The following is a 16,860-nucleotide window of genomic DNA, read 5'->3' on the forward strand; positions in this document are numbered from 1 at the left end:
CCTCGGCCGCTACCTCAGCCGCTACCTCAGCCGCTACTCATTCGCCGACCTGGCGCCAGCCGGCGCGGTGCGGTGCGCTCAACGATGCGGGTGTCACGCCGGTGGTGATGGTGCTGCCGTCGGCGGTCGTGGTGATCATCTTCAGCGCGCCGGACGGCAGGCGCACGATGATGTAGCCCACCGCCGCCGACGTGTTCGACAGCGTGTAGCCGGCGCCGCTGCCCGCGCTGCCGCTGTTCACCGCGACCGGCGCGGCGGTGCAGACGTTCAGCTGGTAGACGTTGCTGGTGCCGCCCACCGCGCAATTGGACGACGACGACGGCACGTTCGTCACCACGTTCAGCGTGCCCGCGACCACCTTCGGGTCCAGGTTGACGCGTTCGCCGCTGTTCTGGTCGAGGTCGAAGAACCAGCCGAGCTGGGTGCCCAGGTTCACCGTCGCGCCGCCGATCGTGTAGCTGTCGGTGCCGGCGCTGGTGACCTTGGTCAGCTGGCGGTCCGCCATCTTGCCCACGGCGCGCCAGTCGCTGGCCGAAATGCCGGCGCCGGTGTCCTTGAGCACGTACACGGCCTGCTTCGACGTGTCGGACAAGTCGGGCAAGTCGAGCATGCGTCCGGTGCCGAACACCACGAATTTCTGTGCGCTCACGCTGCTGACCTGCTGGGCGTCGGTGGTCGTGACCGCGCACATGGTGACCTCGGGCCGGCTGGTGATCGGCTGGGTCGAACCCGCCGCGCCCATCAGGACCGGCGCGGGCGCCGCGCCCGGCTTGCTGAAGTCGAAGCGCCACATGTTGCCCAGGTTGTCGCCACCGTATACATACGTCACTTGCGGATCGCTGCTCGGGTTGGCCGTGATGGCGGTGATCTTCGCCAAGCCGCTCGGCGTGCCGGTATCGCCGACGGCGGTGCCGGTGCCGGTGGTCGCCAGCACCTGGCCGCTGGCGACATCGACCACGTACAGGTAGCCATGGCCGTCGCCGCTGTTGACGTTGTCGCCGCCGGGCACGTTGTTGTAGCCGGAGCTGAGGAACACCACCCAGTGCGAGGTGCCGGCGCCGTCTTTCCAGGTGCCGAACTGGGGATTCCCGAACGACAGGCCCAGATTCGGCAGCAGGCTGGCGCCGCTGCACACGTCGGGGTCGGCGCAGATTTCCCACAGCCCGGCGGGATTCTCGGGATCGGTCACGTCGACCGCGTAATAACCGCGTCCGCCGCCGTTCAGGCCGGCCACCAGGACCGAGCGCCACACGCCGTTGATCTTGACGTCGCCGATCTCGGGCGAACCGTCAGCGGTGAACTGGTGGTTGGTGGCATACGTCGTGCCGGCCTGCAGGTACAGTTTCTTCATCGTGATGCGCGGCGCGTAAGCCCAGGCCTCGCTGCCGTCGCCGGCGTCGAAGGCGTGCAGCATGCCGTCGTTGGCCGCGACGAACACGTAGGGCTTGCGGTCGGCGTTGTTGGCCCGGAAGGTCGCATAGTCGGGGTCGGCGTAGGCCTTGCGCGGTTCGCGCTGGTAGGCCGGCTTGGCGGAGGCGACGTCGCCGAGCACGATCGGCAGGGCCGCGGCGTTGCCGGTCGGCGTGTTCATCGTGTAGGCGCGCAGGCGCACGCCGTCCGCGTACTGCTGCTGGCCGCGCAGCCAGTTGACGATGTTGGCGCCGCTGTCGACGATCGCGCGGTCGCCCGCCGACAGGCTGGCGCACTGGGCCAGGGCGCTGCACTTGCTGCTGAACCAGGCTTTCTCTGTGTCCGACATCTCGGCATACAGGAAATTCTTGAATTTCCGTGGAGTGGAGGTGTCCAGCATGTAGATCGTGCGCCCGTCGGCGCCGCTGGCGTCGGTGGCGACCAGCGCGCCCAGCGTGGTCGACGAACTCCAGCTGATCGCATTGCCGACGATGCCGGTCGTGGGATCGATCTTGCGGTCGGTGATCTCGCCGTACCAGCGCACCGTCGTGAAGGTGGCCGAGAAGATGTCGTTGTCTTCGAGGGAGATGTTCGGCGTCGAAGTCGCGGCGGCGGCGGCGGCGCCCAGGCGCACCTGGATGTTCGACAGCGCGGTGTTCAGTCCGCTGACCACGGCCGCCGGATCGGATGCCGAGAAGTATTTGCCATGACCGTTGATGGCCGAATGCCACAGGTCGTCCACGCGCGCCTGCACCGACGCGCCGCCCTGGGAATTGCCGGTGGCGGGGTCCGGCCAGACATACGGTCCGTCGTTGTTCCACGGGCAGCCGCTGGTCGCGCCGGTCACCAGGCGATAGAAGTCGCCCCCGGTCTGCGGTGCGGTGTCGTAGTTCGGCTCGTAGTTCATCAGGCCGTCCACGCCCAGGCCGAGCGCATAGGTGTTCATGTGCAGGTGGGTGTTCTCCCCGCTCTGCGCCGGCACCAGTCCCTGACTAGCGAGGCTGTCGATGCCGACACGCAGCGATGACACGCCGGTGCCCGAGCCGCCGTTGTACCAGTACAGCGCGACGTCGGCCAGCGAGGACGGGTTTTCGGGGCGCGGATCGACGCAGCCCGAGGCCTTGCTGCAGAAGCGGGCGAGGTTTTCGCTGTTGTCGTTGTCCGGCACCGTCGAGACGGCGTTGCCGTTCCAGTAGCCGTCGGTGGTGATCAGCGTGAAATTCTGCTGGCAGGGATACTGCACCACCTCCGAGCCGGCGGCCTGCTGGTACTTGCCCTGGTTGGCGTACATCTGGCCGACCGCGTTCAAGGCGACGCGCATCGGCGTCGAGCCTGTGGTCGACATGCGGTACAGCGTGTTGTACCAATTGGTGCGTACGCTGCCGGTGAACTGGGCCGGCACCGTCATCAGGTTCTGCGTTCCGGTGTCGGCCGCGTTCGAGAGCGACACGATGCCGACGTTGTAATTCGAGGTCAGCGGCTGGAACGCCTGGCCCACGGCCGTCTTCATCATCTGGTTGCGCGTGCGGTAGTAGGCGTACCAGTTGGCGAAGTTGGTCATCTCCTCGTCGTAGGTGCAGGCCGCCACCGCCGCGCAATCGGTGCGGGTGGGTGCTTTCGGATAGCTCGTCACGCCGGGCACGATGTCGACGCGGGTGAAGATCGCTGCGCCGCCGCCCAGCGCCACCGTCTGGACCGGGATCGAATCGCTCTTGGCGAGCGCGCCGGCAACGCTGCTGGTGCCTTTCAGGACGATCGAGCCGCTGGTCGCGTTCGCCAGCTTGCCGATCAATACGGACTGGCCGGCGCTGACGTTGGCGTAGTTGAGCAGGCACACGGTGGTCGTGGGCGAGGTCACGTTCTTGCAGGCGTTGGTCACGCTGCTGCCGCCGATATAGGCTTTGATGTCGCCGCCCGTGCCGATCGCGTTGACGATCGCCTGCGCGACCTGGGCGCTGCTGTTCGACTTCGCGAAGGTGACGGTGGACGGCAATGTCTCGACGCTACCGAGCTTCAGGCTGCTCAGCGACATCAGCGTATTCGTGTTGTAGGTCGAACCGGTTACTCCGACCAGCGCCGTCGCGGGCTGCACCGGGCTGATGACGATGCCCGGCGTATCGGCCGACAGGGCCCAGCCGCTCTGCGACCCGTCCTGCAGCATCTTGCATTGGGTTTTCGCGGTCGTGCCGGCGGCGCAGGCAAGCGGAATCACCGCGACCACGTTGTTGGCGCTCAGCGTGAAGCCATACGTCGCCAGGCAAGCGGGCACGTAGCTGGCATTGCTGCCGCTGGGGGCGTTCACGCAGGCCGTGTACTGGTTCGTCAACCCCGACTTGGCGATGATCCGGTACGCCAGATCGGTGGCTTCGGTCTGCTGCAGGGCCGCGCTGGTCGTGCCCGACGACGCCACCGCCGCCGCGCTGGTGATGACGGTCGCGTTGCCGGACGAATCGCTCACGCTGACGCTCGCCACCGACAGCGAGTTGCTGCTGCTGGAGGCCCCGACCGTGAGGGTGCCGTAGGCTTGCAGCGCCGACTGGCCGGCATTCGAAAAGCGCGGGTAGATGTACTGGCCGTCGACATACTTGGCCTGGCACTTGCCGTCGAGCTTGGCCGTATCGCACCAGCGCACCTTGGCCGGCTCCGGGTAGCCGGCCGGGGCCGGGGCGTTGACGGCCGTGGTCTTGCAGCTGGTCAGGCTCTTGTCGACGCAGTACTCGCCGACGTTGATGCGGAAGTAGTAGGGGTTGGACCCGATCGCCACCGGCGACTTCAGGGTCGCCGGATTGGTCGACGTATCGTAGTAGATCTTGAAGGTGGCGTCCGGATAGGCGTAGGTGGCCTTGTTGCGCGCCGTGCAATTGGTCCCCTTGTTGTCCGAGCACCACAACCAGTCGGGGAAGCCGCTCACCAGGTTGATGGTGGAACCGTTGGCCTGGTTGCCGAGCATGTCGGTCATATTGATCCCGAAGCCGTCGACGGCGACCTTGCTCCAGGTGGTGGTATTGGCGCGGTTCTGCGAAGGATACGAGGTGCCGTCGGCGTACACCGGCGGCGTGTAGCGGATCGCCGGATTGTAGTACTGCTTGTTGAAGTCGGGGCTGTTGAACGGCGGTTCGCCCGCATAGCAGACACGCTGCCCGTCGGCCAGCGACGCGCCCGAGCGACAGGTGGTCTGTCCGCCGCCCACATAGTCCGGCGTGTACGACCAGGCCATCGAGCCGGAATTATCGTACAGCAGCATCATGTTGGGCCGCACGTTGCCGGTGCCGGTAATGTTCAGCAGCGGCACCTGGGCGATGCCGGTCACGCCGGCCGAGGCCGTGCAGGCCAGCATCAGCAGGACGAGAAAGCCAAGAATCTTTTTCATAGTCGGGCGGGGATCACACCCCGATCAGCACAATCATTTGGTTGACGACATTGCCGCCGCGCGCGCCGTGGATGCGCGCGGTGATCACGTAGTGCACTTGCGGCGAATCGGCGAATTGCGGCGCGTCCGCGGCCAGGCTGGCGCCGAGCGGGACCGAGTTGCCAAGCTGCGCGGTGTTGGCCGAGGTCATCATGCAGCTGTTGCCCTTGTCGTCGTAGCGCAGTTCCTGGGCGCACATGCGGTGGATGACGAAATCGACCTGGTTCTTGTCCGGGTCGGCGGGATCGGTCACGGTGATCGCGTTGTTCCAGAAGGCCGCGTCGCGCACGCCGCGCGTGGTGTCCAGCTTGGCTTCGTAGCCATGCGGCGCGTCGCTGCTGTTGAGCGCGCCCTTGTTGCCGGCGGCCGTGGTGCTGAGGTACTGGAAGCCCACATGCAAGCCATAATCGACCGCGCGCGCCATGGTGGCGTTGTAGGCCAGGTTACCGGTACTCAGCTCGCTCGAGTGCGTGGCGCGCAGCATGTAGATACCGGTGATCATCATCACCAGCAGGATGATGAGCATCACCGGCAGCGCCATGCCGGCCTGGCGCAGGGTCGTGGTCGAACGCGCCATCACGGCCTCCATCCAAAGTTGCGCAGCGGGACGATGGTCTCGAACACGCGGTAGCGGTAGCAGCGCCAGTCGACGCTGTTGCCGGCGACAGCGACGTTGACAGTCACCGGGATCGCGGCCGCGTTGCCGCTGGCGGAAGCGAACACGACCGGCAAGGCGGTGGTCGCGGTGCAGACGCCGCCGCTGCCGGCTATTTCCGGCGCCTTGCTGCGCGCGACCACGGCGATGCGCACCGCGGCGATGCGCGCATAATCGCCGGCGGTGCCGACCACGCTGTCGCCGTCCGCGCTGATCATGCTGGACGACCATTGGGTGACGCTCATCCCGCTGGCCGGCGTGAACGCCGCTCCGGCACGCGTGTCGAAGCCGTACTGGGCCTTGATCGAGACGATGTTGTCGGCCACCGAAGCCGGCGTTTGCCCGCTGCCGGGTACGTCGGTGGCGCTGAGCTTGAGCACGCCGGTGTCGACCGACCATGTGTGAAAGCCCAACGAGCTGGACGGGCCGAGATCGAACACCCGGGTCGCGCCGGCAGGGGCAGCGATGCCCAGCTGGCCGCTGTTGAACGGATAGTCTGCGCCCGTGTCGAACTGCACGGACTTGGTCGGCAGCAGGTTCGGGTCCACCGAAAGCTGCGCCAGCGCGCACTGCCCACCCGACTGCTCCGGGGCGACCACGATCACGTCGCCCTTGCCGAAGCCGAACGGTACCCGGTCGATGGAAAGGCTGGTGGCGCCCGCATAGGTGTCGACGGTGCGCACGCTGCCGGTGCCGCCCATCGAGCTGCCGGCATAGAACGAGATCCGGTCCGGGTCCTGGCCGTTCGATTCGATGATCACCGGCGCCAGCGGATGCACGGTGGCGCTCCCGCGCAATGCCGTCGCCAGCGTATAGCCGGCGCCGGCGCTCAGGACGGTGTCGCAGCCGGTCAGGATCGGGTCATTCAGGCCAAACCCGGCCTGGCCGGCGTCGCGGCTCATCGAGAACAGCGCCACCATGCCGTTCTGCATGGCGTCGGAACCGCCGACCTCGGCGCGCTGCGCCTGCTCTGAACCGGACATCAGGCGCACCGCGAACAGCAGCGCGATCAGGCCGATCACGATGCTGACCAGGAGTTCGACCAGCGAGAATCCGCGCCGGCGCAAGGCGGAACGTGTCTTCATGTCGATTGTGCGATGTAGGCCGAGACGCGGTGGCTGGCCGGCGCAGTGCCCGCCTTGCGCGTCCAGCCGATGGTGATCACGACCTGCATGCCGTTGGTGTTCGCGGCAGGGGCGACCGTCACGGCGATCTTCGCGTTGGGGATATGCGAGCGGGTCTCGTTATACCAGGGCAGCAGGCGCGCGCCCGGCGTCGCGCCGGCCGCCAGCGCGTAGGAGGTCAAATTGGCCTGGTCGGTCGTCATCAAACCGACCAGCTTTTCGGCCGCCATGGTCGCTTCGGCGCGCAGGCCGGCGTCGGCCAGCGCCGTGTACGAGCGCGCCTGCATGCCGATCGTGCCGAGCAGGCCGAGCGCGAGGATGACGATCGCCACCATGGCCTCGACCAGCGCGATGCCGTGCTGCGGACGGGGCGCGCGCATCATGGACACCTGCGCGGGTTGGCGCCGCTCGCGGCCGGATCGCAGCGGCTGGCCACGCCGGCCAGCGTCATGCCGACCGCCGTCGGGGCGAACGCCGCGCTGTGCGCCGCCGGCGCCAGCGTGATGCGGTTGATCTGGGGCGAGACCGTGGTGTCGATCCAGCCGAGCGGCGTGAAGTACGCGCTGGTCTCGCCGGCCGGGTCGATGCTCACTTTGACGGCGCCGGCGGCGGGCAGCGCTGCGCCGCCGCGCGCCACCGACGTGACCGGACGCCCGAACGGATCCTTGACCGCCGTGGTGGCCGTGGACCAGGCGCCATTGCTGTCGTCGCAGCGCGTCTGCGAGGTCGAGAAGCACACATCCACCTGCCACTCCATCTGGCCGCTGGTCGCGTTCTTGCTCAGCACGAAACGGCTGGCGCTGTTGTGCTCGATGGCCATGGTGCGCGCCAGCGCCAGCCCGTCCATGTAATAACCAGCCGCCGCCTGGGCGCGGCGCGCCAGCAGCCAGGTCGTCATGCTGGGGTAGCCGACTGCTGCCAGGATGCCGATGATCGCCATCACCACCGCCGCTTCGATCAGCGTAAAACCGGCCGCGCGCGCGCGCATGTGGCTCACTGGACGCACTGCCCGCCCTTCCGGTCGACCCAACAGCTGGCCGGGATCGCGCCATAGCCGGCCGGCGCGGCGGTGGTCGCACGCGTGCCGCCCTGGTCGATGGTGTAGGTAAACCCTGCAGTCGCGCCCCGGCCGGTGGCGACGATGGTGTAGGCCGAGTCGGTCGCGCCGGCGGCCAGCGTGAAGGTGAAATTGGCGCTGTCGGGCGGCAGGCGGCGCGGATGCGTGGCGTCGACCGTGTCCAGGCCGACGTAGGTATGGTTGTTATTCCAGTACTCCTCGGCCGTGGTCTGGGCCGCCCCCAAGGCCGAGAACGCCTCGACCAGGCGCGAGCGCGTCACATAGCCGCCGTAGGCCGGGACGGCCACCGCCGTCAGGATACCGATGATGGCTACCACGGCCAGCAGTTCGATCAGCGAGAAGCCGGCAACTTGCTGTTTCATTATGATCTGTCCTTCCACACATTCGGGCAAAAAAGATTTCCGCACGTCAATATTATCGCAAATCTTCAACTTTGGGTCATGAAAAAGCACCCGTGATCTTGCGCTGATCCAGGTTATGGCCTCAGCTGTTGCGTTAACGCGGCGCATTTTTCACAAGATTTCACGTTTGCCCATACGAAGTTGCCCATCCATTACTAAACAATGACGTGCGTTTGTGCTTCTATTGCCTAGAACAAAAGTTTCACGCTATGTTTCATGAAATGAATGAAAACCGGCGCGGCCGGTCCCCAGGAGATCCATGCGACATCCACTCAAGTTCAGCGCCGGCGCCCTGCTGGCCGCCCTCGTCTGCAGCAGCGCAGCCCATGCCCAGAGCGGCGCCGCCAAGGGCGCGCACACCGATAACGTCAACGTATTCGTCGGCACCGGCGGCGACGGCCATACCTTTCCCGGCGCCACGGTCCCGTTCGGCATGGTCCAGCTTAGCCCCGACACCCAGCAGCGCCACTTCAAGCAGGGCTATCCCTGGGCCGCCGGCTACCGCTACGAGGACGATTCGATCCTCGGCTTCACCCACACCCACTTTTCCGGCGCCGGCCACTCGGACCTGGGCGACATCCTCCTGATGCCGACCAGCGGCGAGCTCAAGCTCGAACCGGGCTACCCGGAGCGGTCGTTCTCCGGCTACCGCTCGCGCTTCTCGCACAAGGACGAGCATGCCGAGCCGGGCTACTACGCCGTGAAGCTGCTCGACAACGACGTCGACGTCGAACTGACCACGAGCGAGCGGGTCGGCCTGCACCGCTACCGCTTCAAGGCCGGCGCGACGCCGAAGGTGGTGCTCGACCTGCGCTCCTCGATCTACGACTGGAGCGGCAAGAACCTGTGGGCGCGCATGCGCCTGCGTGGGTCGGACACCATCACCGGCATGCGCGAGACGCGCGGTTGGGCCCCGGGCCGCCAGCTGTTCTTCGCGATCCGGTTCTCGCGCCCGATCAAGCGCCACCAGCTGCTCAACCGCGAGGAAGGCGTCGAATACAAGGGCTTCGCCGCCCCCGGCAAGACCGCCTTCGACAAGGCGCAGGTGGAAGGCAAGATGCTCGAGGCCGGCCTCGAATTCGACGGCGCCGACAACGCGCCGCTGCTGGTCAAGGTCGCGATCTCCGGCGTCAGCGAGGCGGGCGCACTGGCCAACCTGGCCGAGATGCCGGGCTGGGACTTCGACGCCGCGCGCGCGCACGCGCACGAGGCCTGGGAAAAGGCGCTGGGCGCGGTCGACGTCGACGCCCCGGCGCCGATGAAGCGCGAGGTCTACACCGCGCTGTACCACTCGATGATCTCGCCCAGCCTGTTCATGGACCTCGACGGCCAGTACCGCGGCCCCGACCACGAGGTGCACCTGGCCAAGGGCTTCCGCTTCCACTCGAGCTACTCGCTGTGGGACACCTACCGCGCGCTGCAGCCCTTGATGACCATCATCCAGCCCGAGCAGCGCAACGCCGACATCGTGCGCTCGCTGATCGAATCGCAGAAGGAAAGCCCGTGGGGCATTCTGCCGGTATGGCAGTTCGCCGGCATCGAGACCTGGTGCATGATCGGCTACCACGCGGTGCCTATCATCGCCGACGCCTATATGAAAGGCATCAAGGGCTTCGACGCCGACGAGGCGCTGCGCGCGATGACCGCCAGCGCGGAATACGGTCCCTACGGCGGGCTCGACTACTATATGAAGTTGGGTTACGTGCCGAGCGACCTCGAGCCCGAAGCCGCGTCCAAGACCGTCGAATACGCGTTCGATGACTGGACCATCGCGCGCATGGCCGAGAAGATGGGCCGCAAGGACGTGGCCGAGCGCTACTACAAGCGTTCGCTCAACTACCGCAACGTGTTCGACACCAAGACCGGCTTCGTGCGCGCGAAGAAGTCCGACGGTCAGTTCCGCGAACCGTTCGATCCGCTCGCGGCCAACTACGGCAGCGACTACACCGAAGGCAGCGCCTGGCAGTATTCGTGGTACTCGCCGCAGGACAACGCGGGCCTGATCAAGATGCTGGGCGGGGACGCCGGCCTGATCTCGAAGATCGACCAGGAGTTCGACGCCAAGGTGGATCCGGAAGTGTACGCCCACGTCGAGGACATCTCCGGCCTGATCGGCAACTACGCGCACGGCAACGAGCCCTCGCACCACGTGGCCTACCTGTACAACTTCGCCGGCGCGCCGTACAAGACCCAGGGCCGCCTGAACCAGATCGTCGCCAGCCAGTATGCCGACAAGCCGGACGGCCTGTCGGGCAACGACGACCTGGGCCAGATGTCGGCCTGGCTGGTGTTCACCTCGCTCGGCTTCTATCCGGTCGCCCCGGCCAGCAACGAGTACGTGATCGGCCGTCCCTTCGTCGAACGCGCCACGCTGAACCTGCCCAACGGCCACCATTTCACGGTGCGCGCCAGGAACTTCAGCCCCGACAACGGCTACGTCGGCAGCGTGACGCTCAACGGCAAGCCCTTGAGCCGCAGTTTCATCCGCCATCAGGAGATCATGGCCGGCGGCGAGCTGGTGTTCACCATGCAAGCCACGCCGAACACCAACTGGGGCAAGGCGCCGGCCGATCGTCCCTACACGCAGACGGCTTACTGATGCGCGCCGCCCTTCTCCTGTCGGCCGCCCTCGCGTGCGCGTGCGCGCATGCGCAGGCGCCGCTCGACCTGGTGAACCCGCTGATGGGCACGGATAGCAAGCCCGAGCTCTCGAACGGCAACACCTACCCGACCATCGCCGTCCCCTGGGGCATGAACTACTGGACGCCGCAGACCGGCAAGATCGGCAACGGCTGGGCCTACCAGTACTCGGCCGACAAGCTGCGCGGCTTCAAGCAGACGCACCAGCCGTCGCCGTGGATGAACGACTACGGCCAGTTTTCGATTATGCCGGTCACCGGCAAGAAGCGCTTCACGGAGGACGCACGCGCCAGCTGGTACTCGCACAAGGCCGAGGTCGCGCGCCCCGACTACTACAAGGTCTACCTGGCCGACAGTGACGTCACCACCGAACTCACGGCCAGCGAGCGCGCGGCCCAGTTCCGCTTCACCTTCCCCAAAAGCGACCAATCCTGGGTCGTGATCGACGCCTATGACCGCGGCTCCTACGTCAAGGTGCTGCCGGGACGCCGGCGCGTGGTCGGCTATTCGACCCGCTACGCGCGCGGACCGCTGCCGAAGAACTTCAAGAACTGGTTCGTGGTGGAGTTCGACAAGCCACTGGCCAGCGCCGAGCTGTTCGACGGCGACAGCATCGTCGAGGGCAACGCGGTCGGCCAAGGCATCGATGCCGGCCACGAACTGCTGGCCGGGCACATGGGCGCCATCGTCGGCTTCGCCACCGCGGCGGGCGAGCAGGTGCACATGCGCGTGGCCTCATCCTTCATCAGTCTCGAGCAGGCCGAGCGCAACCTCGATCGCGAGATCGGCAAGGACGATTTCGAGGCCACCCGCGCCAAGGCGGCCAAGCGCTGGAACGATACCCTGGGCCGCGTCGAAGTTGCCGGCGGCAAGATGGATGCCATGCTGGACCAGCGGCGCACCTTCTATTCGAGCCTGTACCGCATGGTGCTGTTCCCGAACAAGCTGTACGAGCTCGACGCCGACGGCAAGCCGGTCCACTGGAGTCCATACAACGGCCAGACGCTGCCCGGCACGATGTTCGCGGGGACCGGTTTCTGGGACACCTTCCGCGCGCTGTACCCGTTCCTGAACCTGATGTACCCGTCGATCAACCGCGAGATGCAGGAAGGCCTGGTCAACGACTTCAAGGAAGGCGGCTGGCTGCCCGAGTGGTCCAGCCCCGGCTATGCCAACGTCATGATCGGGAATAACTCAGCCTCGGTCGTCGCCGAAGCCTACCTGAAAGGCTTGCGCGGCTACGACGTCGACACGCTGTGGCAGGCGCTGGTGCACGGGGCGAATCACGCCGGGCCGATGGAAGCGGTCGGGCGCGCCGGGGTCGACTATTACAATACGCTGGGCTACGTGCCGTATGACGCCGGCATCAACGAGAGCGCTGCGCGCACGCTGGAATACGCGTACGACGACTTCGCGATCTACCAGCTCGGCAAGGCGCTGAACCGGCCGGCGGCGGAGATCGAACCGTATGCGCGCCGCGCGCTGAATTACCAGAACCTGTTCGATCCGTCGACGGGTCTGATGCGCGGCAAGAACAAGGATGGCAGTTTCCAGAAGCCGTTCAACCCGTTCAAGTGGGGCGACGCCTTCACCGAAGGGAACAGCTGGCACTACACCTGGGCCGTGTTCCACGACGTCGCCGGCCTGATGCGGCTGATGGGCGGGCGCAAGGCCTTCGAGGACAAGCTCGACACCGTGTTCACGCTGCCGCCGACGTTCGACGAGAGCTATTACGGCGAGGTGATCCACGAGATCCGCGAGATGCAGATCGCCGGCATGGGCCAGTACGCGCACGGCAACCAGCCGATCCAGCACATGATCTACCTGTACGACTGGGCCGGCGCGCCGTGGAAGGCGCAGTACTGGACGCGCGAAGTGATGAACCGCCTGTACCGAGCGACCCCGGACGGCTATTGCGGCGACGAAGACAATGGCCAGACCTCGGCCTGGTACGTGTTCTCGGCGCTGGGCTTTTATCCGGTCACGCCCGCCGTCGGCCAGTACGCGCTGGGCGCCCCGTTGTTCCCGCTGGCGCGCCTGCACCTCGAAAACGGCCGCACGGTCGACATCCGTGCGCCCGGCGTGAGCGACGCGCGCCGCTACGTCGACCGCCTGCGGGTCGATGGCGCGGCGCTGGATCGCAACTGGATCGGCCACGATGCATTGCTGCGCGGCGCCAAGCTGGAGTTCGACATGGCAGACAAGCCAAACACGAAACGCGGCACCCTCGAGTCGAGTACGCCGTATTCGTTCTCGCTCGATCCGCAGGCGCCGGGCTTCGTGCGCGCGACCGCCAGCCACTGAGTCGGCCTGCCGGGAACGCCCCCGGCAGGCGGCGCGCGCCCTGAGGGCAACTCAGGAGGCCTGGCGCGTGCGCGCGTGGCCCTTGCCGGGCCGCACCCGCATCGGCGCACGCGCCGCCTGGTTGCGCACCTGGGTCAGCTCGCCGTCGAACGGCCGCATGTCCGGATCGATTTCGAGCGGCGCCGGCGCGCCCTGGCCGCCGTCGAGGAAGCGGGCGACGGCGAGCTTGACGATGGAGCGGTTGCTCAGCTCGGCCTGCAGCCTGAGCTTGCGGTTGAAATAAAGGTAGGTGCTCGTCATGCCCTCGGGCGTGCTGATCTCGACCTTTTTCGGCAACGAAAAGCCGTAGCGGCCGGTGGCCCACAGCGTCACGAGACAGAGCCCGATGCCGGGCGCCATGAAAGTGAAGTTCATGGTCTGCATCCTATCCCCCAGCCGCACTGTGTACGCGTCGAATTTGTTTCATGGCGTTACGGCTGGAATATTCGTTTCCCTACCTCAAAGACAACCCTTATCATGTCGCCATCTTTGATTTGGGAGATTTGATTTGACACAAGCTTTCCGCTTGAGCGCGCGCCAACTCGCCTCGAGTTTTGCCGGGCCTTTCGACTTCGACGTCGAAGCCGGCGCCTGCATCGTGATCCAGGGCTCGTCCGGCGCCGGAAAAAGCGTGCTGCTGCGCATGCTCGCCGACCTCGACCCGCACAGCGGCCAGGCCCTGCTCGACGGCCAGCCGGCCCAGGCGATGACCGCCCCGGCCTGGCGCGCGCGCGTGCTCTACCAGGCCGCCGAGCCGGCCTGGTGGGAAGCCAGCCCGGGCGCCCACTTCGACGGCGCCCAGCTGGAATGGGCGTCGAACCAGCTGGCGGCGCTCGGCCTGCGCCCCGACATCCTCGACGACGAGCTCCAGCACCTGTCGACCGGCGAACGCCAGCGCCTGGCCCTGCTGCGCTCGCTGGCGCGCAAACCGCAGGTGCTGCTGCTGGACGAGCCGACCGCCGCGCTCGATCCCGATGGCGTGGCGCGGGTCGAAGCGATGCTGGCCGCCTGCCGCGCCGAGGGTCTGACGATCATCATGGTGAGCCACTCGCCCGAACAGGCGCGGCGCATCGCCACCCGCGTCTGGCGCGTGGAAGGCGGCAAGCTGGCCGACGTCACCGGACACGGGGAGGGGGCATGAACGGCACCGTGCATCTGGGCGCGTTCGACCTCGCGACCGCCGCCTTCCTCATCCTGCTCGACGCCGGCATCTCGTTCGCATTGCGCCTGGGCGTGCATCGCCAGGTGCTGGTCGCGGCACTGCGCATGGTGGTGCAGCTGCTGATCGTCGGCGTGGTACTGCGCCTGGTGTTCGCGGGCGGCTCGCCGCTGGCGACGCTGGCCGTGGTGGTCTTCATGATCGGCGCGGCCGCCAATGAAGTCGCGCTGCGGCCCAAGCAGCGCCTGGCCGGCTTCGGCAACCACCGCATCGCCGCCGCGGTGGTGAGCGCGGCCGGCATCGCGACCGTGATCCTGGCCCTGTTGACGGCGATCCGTCCCGATCCATGGTATGCGCCGCGCTACGCAATCCCGCTGATGGGCATCGTGCTGGGCGCGGTGCTCAACGGCGCCAGCATCGCGCTCGACGGGGTGCTCGACGGCGTGGTGCGCGAACGCACCCGCATCGAGGCGCGCCTGGCGCTGGGCGCGCCGCTGCGCGAAGCGCTCGGCCCGGTGCTGCGCGAGGCCGTGCGGCGCGGGATGATCCCGATCGTCAACCAGATGTCGGCGGCCGGCATCATCACCCTGCCCGGCATCATGACCGGCCAGCTGCTGGCCGGGATGGACCCGATGCAGGCGGTGAAGTACCAGATCCTGCTGATGTTCCTGCTGGCTGGCGCCAGCGGGATGGCTGCGGTGGGCGCCGCGCTGTTCGCGGCGCGCTCGGTCAGCGACCCGCGCCAGCGCCTTCGCGTGGACCGGCTGCGGCCGGCCAAGCCGCGCAAGAAGTAATGATTCAAGGGCGAGCAGCCGGGCCCCGCCTCATCGGCGCGGCCCGGCGCACGCGTCACACGAAGCCGGCCACCGCGTGCGGCACGTACGGCGCTTCCAGGCGTGCGATTTCCTCGCCCGTCAGCTTGACCGACAGCGCCGCCACCGCGTCTTCCAGGTGCGACACCTTGGAAGCGCCGACGATCGGCCCGGTCACGCCGGCCTTCTGGACCACCCAGGCCAGCGCCACCTGCGCGCGCGGGATGCCGCGCGCCTCGGCCACCGCCTTGACCGCTTCGGCCACGCGGCGGTCGGCGTCCTCGGTGGCGGCGTACAGTTTGCGCTGGTAGTCGTCGGTCTCGGTGCGCGGGGTCTCGGCGTCCCAGTCGCGCGTCAGCCGCCCGCGCGCGAGCGGGCTCCACGGAATCACGGCGATACCCTGGTCGCGGCACAGCGGCAGCATCTCGCGCTCTTCCTCGCGGTACAGCAGGTTCAGGTGGTTCTGCATGCTCGCAAAGCGCGTCCAGCCGTGCAGGTCGGCCAGGTAGAGCGCCTGCGCGAACTGCCAGGCATGCATCGACGAGGCACCGATGTAGCGCACCTTGCCGGCCTTGACCACGTCGTGCAGCGCTTCGAGCGTCTCTTCGATCGGGGTCTCGTAATCGAAGCGGTGGATCTGGTACAGGTCGATGTAGTCGGTGCCCAGGCGGCGCAGGCTGGCGTCGACTTCGGTCATGATCGCCTTGCGCGACAGGCCGACGCGGTTCGGGCCGCTGCCCATGCGGTTGTAGACCTTGGTGGCGATCACGATCTCTTCGCGCTTCGCATATTCCTTGAGGGCGCGGCCGACGATCTCCTCGCTGGTGCCGTCGGAATACATGTTGGCCGTGTCGAAGAAGTTAATCCCGAGTTCGACCGCGCGCCGGATGATCGGGCGGCTCGCCTCTTCGTCCAAGGTCCAGGGGTGGGTGCCGCGCTCGGGCACGCCGAAGGTCATGCAGCCCAGCACCAGCGGCGACACCTGCAGGCCCGTATTGCCGAAACGTTTGTATTGCATCGTCCTTACTCCCATCGATTGGCATCGACACGCTCTCCAGTGGTGTCGAAACGGCCACCTTAGCAGATATCTTCCGGAGATGCCGGACGGCGCGCTTGTCTGCAAGCGTATGGAAGAGCGGGCGTCGGGCGCTGCGCGCCGGAGTCTGGCGGCGTGCGCGCCGGGATGGGCTGCGCGCACCGGGGTGTATGTTCGCCCGCTGGAGAGCGAGCGCAGCATGGTGCTGTCGCCGGGTTTCGTGCTGATCGGGTTGTTCATCGGGAAGGCTAGGAACCTGGGCCCGTTCCGGGGTCTGTCGCCTTATCCGAACCGGCTGGGCGCGCGGTCGGCGGTACACGTCGGCAAGCGGAGCACCTGGTCCCTACCCATCGCGCTGAGGTTCCGGAGCGTCGCCCACCTGAAACACGTCAAAGCGGGGATCCACCTGTCGCCGTGACGGTGGCCTTGGCCAGGGCCAGCGCGACCGGCAAGGCGCACAGCACGATCATCACACCGATGCGCACGCGGCGCGCATTCTTCTTGTGATGCGCCAGACGGGAAAGACGGAATCCTGCTTCGTTATTCATGGCAACCCTTTCATGCGATATGAATGAATCAAATGATAATACGGAAGCCCGCCATGGCCGCGCCACGTAGGCGCGCGAGGCAAGTTTGTGCAATCCGGAAACTTCAGGTTACACCGGGAACAATCCGAACGCCATGCGCGCACACGATGAAATCGTATTTATATTGAAACCGTCTGATTTTGGCCACGCGTTGTGCATGAACACGTGCGCTCGTCAGCCGCTCTCAGCGACTGCCTCAGCTGCTG

At 66.9% G+C, this 16,860-nt stretch carries 14 protein-coding genes; 5 read left to right on the forward strand and 9 right to left on the reverse strand.

Annotation, left to right across the window (positions count from 1 at the left end):
• Positions 1-37 precede the first annotated feature (37 nt).
• The 6 genes from FA90_RS07330 to FA90_RS07355 are packed head-to-tail and all read right to left on the reverse strand — an operon-like array spanning position 38 to position 8,038.
• Entirely contained in the window at positions 38-4,780 is a 4,743-nt protein-coding gene (locus FA90_RS07330; RefSeq protein WP_036167441.1) for a pilus assembly protein, read from the reverse strand.
• 13 nt (positions 4,781-4,793) lie between these two features.
• Positions 4,794-5,396: a pilus assembly PilX N-terminal domain-containing protein gene (locus FA90_RS07335; protein WP_051972130.1), complete on the reverse strand. Its 603-nt coding sequence runs from the start codon at positions 5,394-5,396 to the stop codon at positions 4,794-4,796.
• A complete protein-coding gene (locus FA90_RS07340; protein ID WP_036167446.1) occupies positions 5,396-6,559 on the reverse strand; it encodes a PilW family protein in 1,164 nt (387 codons plus the stop codon). Before FA90_RS07340 ends, FA90_RS07335 begins: the two co-directional genes overlap by 1 nt.
• Positions 6,556-6,981 carry a prepilin-type N-terminal cleavage/methylation domain-containing protein gene (locus tag FA90_RS07345; protein WP_036167449.1) on the reverse strand — a complete coding sequence of 142 codons (426 nt, stop codon included), beginning with the start codon at positions 6,979-6,981 and terminating at the stop codon, positions 6,556-6,558. The genes FA90_RS07340 and FA90_RS07345 overlap by 4 nt, the downstream gene beginning before the upstream one ends.
• The gene (locus FA90_RS07350) at positions 6,978-7,604 is read right to left on the reverse strand and encodes a prepilin-type N-terminal cleavage/methylation domain-containing protein (RefSeq protein WP_156116623.1); all 627 of its coding nucleotides are present in this window, start codon (positions 7,602-7,604) and stop codon (positions 6,978-6,980) included. Before FA90_RS07350 ends, FA90_RS07345 begins: the two co-directional genes overlap by 4 nt.
• Complete coding sequence (locus FA90_RS07355; RefSeq protein ID WP_036167455.1) at positions 7,592-8,038, reverse strand: type IV pilin protein; 447 nt, start codon at positions 8,036-8,038, stop codon at positions 7,592-7,594. Before FA90_RS07355 ends, FA90_RS07350 begins: the two co-directional genes overlap by 13 nt.
• Before the next feature lie 298 nt (positions 8,039-8,336).
• Here FA90_RS07355 and FA90_RS07360 point away from each other — a divergent pair, with 298 nt between their 5' ends.
• Both FA90_RS07360 and FA90_RS07365 read left to right on the forward strand, forming a co-directional pair.
• Positions 8,337-10,676: a GH92 family glycosyl hydrolase gene (locus tag FA90_RS07360; RefSeq protein ID WP_036167458.1), complete on the forward strand. Its 2,340-nt coding sequence runs from the start codon at positions 8,337-8,339 to the stop codon at positions 10,674-10,676.
• Positions 10,676-13,021 (forward strand): GH92 family glycosyl hydrolase, encoded by a 2,346-nt coding sequence (locus FA90_RS07365; RefSeq protein WP_051971540.1) that lies wholly within the window; start codon positions 10,676-10,678, stop codon positions 13,019-13,021. Before FA90_RS07360 ends, FA90_RS07365 begins: the two co-directional genes overlap by 1 nt.
• A gap of 51 nt (positions 13,022-13,072) precedes the next feature.
• Here the strand turns inward: FA90_RS07365 and FA90_RS07370 are convergent, their stop codons facing one another.
• Positions 13,073-13,435 (reverse strand): hypothetical protein, encoded by a 363-nt coding sequence (locus FA90_RS07370; protein WP_156116624.1) that lies wholly within the window; start codon positions 13,433-13,435, stop codon positions 13,073-13,075.
• Positions 13,436-13,568: 133 nt separating this feature from the next.
• Between FA90_RS07370 and FA90_RS07375 the strand changes: the two genes are divergently transcribed.
• A complete protein-coding gene (locus tag FA90_RS07375; RefSeq protein WP_197065255.1) occupies positions 13,569-14,201 on the forward strand; it encodes an ATP-binding cassette domain-containing protein in 633 nt (210 codons plus the stop codon).
• Positions 14,198-15,013: an iron export ABC transporter permease subunit FetB gene (fetB, locus tag FA90_RS07380; protein ID WP_036167480.1), complete on the forward strand. Its 816-nt coding sequence runs from the start codon at positions 14,198-14,200 to the stop codon at positions 15,011-15,013. The genes FA90_RS07375 and fetB overlap by 4 nt, the downstream gene beginning before the upstream one ends.
• Positions 15,014-15,068: 55 nt before the next feature.
• Here fetB and FA90_RS07385 read toward each other — a convergent pair whose 3' ends face one another.
• Positions 15,069-16,064: an aldo/keto reductase gene (locus FA90_RS07385; RefSeq protein WP_373994595.1), complete on the reverse strand. Its 996-nt coding sequence runs from the start codon at positions 16,062-16,064 to the stop codon at positions 15,069-15,071.
• Between the two features lie 94 nt (positions 16,065-16,158).
• On the opposite strand from FA90_RS07385, the gene FA90_RS27650 reads away from it, so the two are divergent.
• The gene (locus tag FA90_RS27650; RefSeq protein WP_373994633.1) at positions 16,159-16,485 is read left to right on the forward strand and encodes a DUF817 family protein; all 327 of its coding nucleotides are present in this window, start codon (positions 16,159-16,161) and stop codon (positions 16,483-16,485) included.
• On the opposite strand, the gene FA90_RS26245 is transcribed toward FA90_RS27650, so the two are convergent.
• Positions 16,457-16,615 (reverse strand): hypothetical protein, encoded by a 159-nt coding sequence (locus FA90_RS26245; RefSeq protein ID WP_156116626.1) that lies wholly within the window; start codon positions 16,613-16,615, stop codon positions 16,457-16,459. The genes FA90_RS27650 and FA90_RS26245 overlap by 29 nt on opposite strands.
• Positions 16,616-16,860: the final 245 nt, after the last annotated feature.

It is taken from the genome of Massilia sp. 9096 (assembly GCF_000745265.1).
GTDB lineage: Bacteria > Pseudomonadota > Gammaproteobacteria > Burkholderiales > Burkholderiaceae_D > Telluria.